General features: G+C 46.0%; 7 protein-coding genes. 4 read left to right on the top strand and 3 right to left on the bottom strand.

Annotated features, from left to right (window positions below):
* Together AB4Z17_RS31890 and AB4Z17_RS31885 are read right to left on the bottom strand one after the other, a co-directional pair.
* On the bottom strand, positions 1–1,210 hold a 1,210-nt coding region (locus AB4Z17_RS31890; RefSeq protein ID WP_441964315.1), incomplete at its 3' end, for a YheC/YheD family endospore coat-associated protein.
* 11 nt (positions 1,211–1,221) lie between these two features.
* Positions 1,222–2,592, bottom strand: a complete 1,371-nt coding sequence (locus tag AB4Z17_RS31885) for a YheC/YheD family endospore coat-associated protein (protein ID WP_441909104.1) — start codon at positions 2,590–2,592, stop codon at positions 1,222–1,224.
* A 236-nt stretch (positions 2,593–2,828) separates the two neighbouring features.
* On the opposite strand from AB4Z17_RS31885, the gene AB4Z17_RS31880 reads away from it, so the two are divergent.
* The gene (locus AB4Z17_RS31880) at positions 2,829–3,164 is read left to right on the top strand and encodes a YlbF family regulator (protein WP_441909043.1); all 336 of its coding nucleotides are present in this window, start codon (positions 2,829–2,831) and stop codon (positions 3,162–3,164) included.
* A 90-nt stretch (positions 3,165–3,254) separates the two neighbouring features.
* Complete coding sequence (locus AB4Z17_RS31875; protein WP_339207799.1) at positions 3,255–3,539, top strand: hypothetical protein; 285 nt, start codon at positions 3,255–3,257, stop codon at positions 3,537–3,539.
* A 79-nt stretch (positions 3,540–3,618) separates the two neighbouring features.
* Here the strand turns inward: AB4Z17_RS31875 and AB4Z17_RS31870 are convergent, their stop codons facing one another.
* The gene (locus AB4Z17_RS31870; protein ID WP_339207801.1) at positions 3,619–3,972 is read right to left on the bottom strand and encodes a helix-turn-helix domain-containing protein; all 354 of its coding nucleotides are present in this window, start codon (positions 3,970–3,972) and stop codon (positions 3,619–3,621) included.
* 231 nt (positions 3,973–4,203) lie between these two features.
* On the opposite strand from AB4Z17_RS31870, the gene AB4Z17_RS31865 reads away from it, so the two are divergent.
* Together AB4Z17_RS31865 and AB4Z17_RS31860 are read left to right on the top strand one after the other, a co-directional pair.
* On the top strand, positions 4,204–4,677 hold the full coding sequence (locus AB4Z17_RS31865) for a hypothetical protein (RefSeq protein ID WP_076267806.1): 474 nt from the start codon (positions 4,204–4,206) through the stop codon (positions 4,675–4,677).
* Between the two features lie 89 nt (positions 4,678–4,766).
* On the top strand, positions 4,767–5,053 hold a 287-nt coding region (locus AB4Z17_RS31860), incomplete at its 3' end, for a GntR family transcriptional regulator (protein ID WP_441964313.1).

The following is a 5,053-nucleotide window of genomic DNA, read 5'->3' as shown; positions in this document are numbered from 1 at the left end:
CCTGAACGTTGAAAGGCCGTAATTGGTTGTCAGAACTTGAATGATGACGACGGCCATTTGCGAATTCATTGGCTACAAAGGACGGTGATAGTCGCCTAGACAGCATTCGTGCATATAGAAGCGGTCTTTCAATGGAAAGCCGCTCGGCCTCATGATCGCTTATGATTCCAAAGGAAGAGCGGCCAGGCTTCGAGTTTGCTTCGAGCAGCCATATTCGGCCGCTCTGATCAATGCCATAATCTAACCCGAGCTCGGCAAATCTGCCGAATTTGCTTTCCAGTCGTTCTGCCGTTTGCTTGCTTATTGTATGGATCATCTCTAGCAAACGTTCGGATTTTGACTCGCCAAATTTGGCTGACAGCAGCATTGCCGCCGGGACGGCGCCGCCCCCGCCATGAAGATTGGATGTTAAGGAGCCCGCTTGCCCTGTGCGCACAGCGACTCCCGAGATCGACCATCTGCTCTTCTCATCCTTTTGAATGAGCACTCGTAAATCAAATGGTTTGTTGTCATTGCCGCTAAGCTCCAAATAGGGCTGAATCAAATAGGAGGCTCCACTTATGAAACGATGAATCCATCGCTCAAAAGCTAAATCCTCCTTAAAGGAGACCGAGAAGGAATGGTTTCTTCGGTTTCGACCTTTTATGAGCAGTGATTGCTCAAACGGGCAGCGCTTCACAAGGATGATGCCTCTGCCTTGCATCCCTGAGGAAGGCTTAAGAATGATGCCTCCTCGGAAACGATCGGCGAGCTCAAGAAGCTGCTGTGTCGTTTGCATGGGAAGAGTAAGCGGCAAATGCCTGCTCAGCATACGGTCTTCTTTGAGTGCTTCATACACATCGAGCTTCCCAGGAAGTTTTCCGTTTAGAAGCTGGTAAGGCTTAACTTGAGCAAGGGAACTGAGCATGCGGCGGCAGTTTATTCGCTGATTGGCTTCAGTAAAGAAACAGCGGTCATAGATGATGTCAGGAAGTGGGACGGTCTGTTTAGCAAAATGCTCGTTCTCCAATCGATAGCCAACGAGAGACTCTGTATGCTGCTGAAAGTCTTCTGCAGTAACTACATAAACGTCCATGCCAAGCTGCTCGCCGGCAATGCTGAGCGCACGATAGAAGGAAGGCTCTGGCATTACCGGAATCGATGCATGCTCTGAGGCATTAACGTTGATTGAGGCCACGAGAATGGCAAGTTTGACCTTTCGATTCTGCATAGAAGCCTCCGTTAAAAGCCCGCTAAAAAACGGGAGTATTGAATCATCATGCGGACGGATGGACGAATTTTATTGTCATTTAGCGGTGTGTTATCATTTTTTGACGGTTTGGAATTGACTTCCAGCAGCCATACGCGGCCTGCCGTATCCATTGCAAGATCGATGCCAAGCTCACCGAAATGTGCTGGTATTTGCGCATCAACGCCGCGCGCGATATTTAGCGCTGCCTGTTGGAGCCGCTGCGCTGCTTCCTGCCTGCTAACCCCTGCCTGCAGATTTGATTTTGCAACAGCTTCTCCAACCGTGCTGAGCGTGCCGCCGCGCGCTAAGTTTGAGACAAAATGATGAGTTCCGGCTGTACGGGCTACAATGGATGTGATCGTCCATTTACCGCTCGAATTTTTTTGGACGAGTGCACGGAAGTCGACTGGCCGCTTCTGGATTTCAATGAGCTGCAATCCCTGTTGAATTTGGTATCTCACGGTTTTCATCTTCGCGGAAATCGTCGAGAAGAGCTTAACTAAGCTCGTAAACTGCTGCCTTCGAGTACCAGCCGAAGTCGCATACATCACTTGATAATTGCTCGAATCAAGATGAGTGATCCGAATGATTCCTTTTCCTAAGCTGCCGCGAACAGGTTTGAGAAAAACGCTGCTGTACCGAGAGCACATTGATTTCAGCATCGTATAGTTGCGCAGCAGATGCGACTCAGGCAAATAGCGAACTAAGCTTTCATCTTTCTTAAGCGCATCGAAAACCTCGGTTTTATCCAAAAACTTTTCATTGAAAACGGTAGTCTGATGGTGCTGTTTTACTTCTTTCAAGAAATGTTGTACGCTGGGTCTGTTCTCCAATTTTCGTGAGGTAAGACGGTTATTAACGACGTCAGGAACGGGCATCGAAAGCTTCCGCCAGCCGTCGGAATAGATCCAGCCATCAATGTTGTCGATACTTGTGCCGATCTGATTAGGTGTGAAAAAATAAACGTACGCGCCTTGCGCTGTACAGGCTTCAACAAGCTCTCTGCAAAACATAGTAATGGAACCAAAGGGTTTATCCGGCATATGCGGATAATCTCGGCTAATGAGAACGCCGATTAAAGGCCCAAAAACGAGTGTGGCAGTGCTGGCTTTGTATTGCAGTCGGATCGATGTGCCATTTGTTAATCCCATCTGTCTGGCTAAACTTTGACTGATCCTCATTCCGTCGTACTTTGCGACAGGAATAACCTTTACATGCTGCCGAAAAGCACCAAACTTTACGAGAATGTGCTGGCCTTGAGGGATTTTCCACTGCTTTACTTGTGCTTCGCCAAGCATGAGCGTATCCTCCGGAAGCATGCCGGAGCTGATCACCTGTACGGCTACTTTCGATTTGAGCATCATAAATCTCCTTCCAAGCAGGAGGATGACGATAAGAGGTTAGCGGCCTATAGGTGTTTTACACGAATTACTTCAGCATATGAGGACATCTATTCCTTTGTGAATCAGAAACGGTTCTGAAGCTTGTGTTGTTTTAGCATGCTTTTCCATTAAGGATTTGGTTCTTGGATAGAATAACGGGTATGATTGGACGTATTGAATACCAAATGAGAGCGATAAGAATGGGAGAGAGACGAATGAACATTTATGACAAAGCTTATGAATTAGCGAAGGCGCTTAAGGAAAGCGAAGAGGCATTGCTATTAAAGGCTGCGAAGCTGGAAGCAGAAGCTGATGCAGATGCAAAGGCAATGCTGGATGATTTTCGCGAGCGGCAAAACTTTTTACAGCAGAAAATGATGGCTGGTGAAGAGCCTTCTGCCGAAGACATGGAGAAGATGAGCAAGCTCTATGAAGTAATTACACTTAATCCGTTGATAGGCAAATTGATGGATGCGGAGCGCCGGTTTGCCGTTGTGTTTGAGGATGTTAACCGCATTATGTCAGATGTGCTGAAGTCGATTGTAGACTAATAGGAGACATATACCCTGTCCTTCCTTCATAGAATGAATATGCGGACAAGAATATAAGCCGCTTATGACCGTATGAAGGAGCTGAAGGGAATGTTAGCTGGAAAAGGCCGTCATGTATTGTATTTGCTTATTGCGCTGGCGATGCTTGTATATGCGATTCCGCGTCTCGAGCTGAATGCGCCTTGGAGCTTGATGAGTGTATTCGGATTAGTATGGATTTTGTTCTCTTTAATCATCATAACGTCACATGTCAATGCGCTGGTTATGAATGATGAGAGACGGAAGGAGCTCGCGCGCATTAAGAGAGCGAAGGCGCTGTTATGGGAGCAGAAGCTTGTTCAGAAGGCGACAACTGCCCGCAGAGCCCGAGGTTAGCATACAACAAGAAAAAGATCCGTCGGTATTATACCGATGGATCTTTTTCTTGTTTATAACCATATTTGACGAAACCTTCTTATTGAATTTCTTTAAATTGAACAAGCTGCTTAACGAATTTATATACCGCTTCCTGCTCCTTTAAGCTTAAGCCGTTCATTTGGTGGGCAACCTTCGTGGCATATCCTTCATCGTCAGTATCATCTGCAGCATCGGGGCTTGGAACAACGTTCACGATTCTCTCGAGAGGCGTTTGAAGGGCAAACGCGATTTTGCTTAGCACATCAATCGTTGGATTTTTTTCTCCCCGCTCAACCTGTCCCATATAGGAAGCATTTATATCAGCGCGAAGAGCAAGCTGTTCTTGACTAAGCCCTCTTTTTTTGCGCAGCAGTCGAATGTTCTCTCCTACAAGTCCTGCAATCCCACTCATTGATTCACCTCAGCCTAACGATAAAACTTTACTAGTCTATCAACAACATTCTATAGAGCATATTAAAAAGAGTGACTATAGTCATTGACTAATAGATGGTCTCTTTACTATAATTGTGTAAAAAAGTATCATTCTAATAATATCATTGCCTTTAAAGGATCAATTTACCATTTTAAATAAAAGTGGTAGGATATATAAGGGCAAAATCAGTGGACACGAGGAGGATGCAAAGTGGTTGACGAATTCGAATTTTTCAGAAAAGTTCGCGCATATTATAACAATGTTCCATTCCTTGTTCAGTTCACATACCGCTTGTCTCACCGTGTCGATAAGGCTTTGGCTGCTCGTGGCTCATTCAGCTGTCGCGTTAACCCGCATACCCAAATCGTTGAATATGTGCTTGACTTAAAATCTGATCCTATTTCTCGGCCGCACAGCGAGCAAAGCTCTTTTTTGTTCTCTAGCATATACGATGAAATTCCATCACAAGTGATAGAAATGAATCAATTCCTTATCCAATCACTGCGATATCCGATTCCGATTGAATATGATTGGCAAGCGTTTATCATGTCAGGCGCTGAAGATGCCATCAACGTTCAAACGGTACAGCAGCTGTTCAAGAAATGGCGGTTTAAAGGCTTGGAGGGTCAGCTGATCGATGGCAGGCTGCGTACGAATCAAGTTCTGCTTCAATGGCAGCTCTAGATTAGGCCCGATTCGAGGGTAAGCATGACTTGTTCCTCGCTTTCTCCTATAATAGGGAGAAACAAAGGCAAGTGGACGGAGGATATAAGGTGGCTTCAATCGGACCAGGCAACGAGACTAGCACGAAGCATGAACAAATTTTGAATTATATACAAAGCTTGAAGATTGGAACGAAAATATCCGTACGCGCGATTGCCAAGGAATTAGGCGTCAGTGAAGGAACGGCTTATAAAGCATTTAAAGAAGCGGAAAGCTCAGGGCTTGTCAGTACGAAGGAACGCATCGGAACGGTGCGAATTGATCGGAAACGGCGTGAAGCGCTGGATCAGCTGACATTTGGCGAGGTTGCCGAGATCGTAGAAGGCAAGCTGTTTGG

Source organism: Paenibacillus sp. TAF43_2 (genome assembly GCF_052113545.1).
Lineage (GTDB): Bacteria > Bacillota > Bacilli > Paenibacillales > Paenibacillaceae > Pristimantibacillus.
Note: the sequence above shows the minus strand (reverse complement) of the source record. Positions and strands in the feature narration are given on the sequence as shown.

What these genes read in the sequence shown, in the direction of transcription:
- AB4Z17_RS31885 (WP_441909104.1), bottom strand. Translation starts at nt 2,592, where the DNA reads ATGCTCAAATCGAAAGTAGCCGTACAGGTGATCAGCTCCGGCATGCTT.
- AB4Z17_RS31880 (WP_441909043.1), top strand. Translation starts at nt 2,829, where the DNA reads ATGAACATTTATGACAAAGCTTATGAATTAGCGAAGGCGCTTAAGGAA.
- AB4Z17_RS31875 (WP_339207799.1), top strand. Translation starts at nt 3,255, where the DNA reads ATGTTAGCTGGAAAAGGCCGTCATGTATTGTATTTGCTTATTGCGCTG.
- AB4Z17_RS31870 (WP_339207801.1), bottom strand. Translation starts at nt 3,972, where the DNA reads ATGAGTGGGATTGCAGGACTTGTAGGAGAGAACATTCGACTGCTGCGC.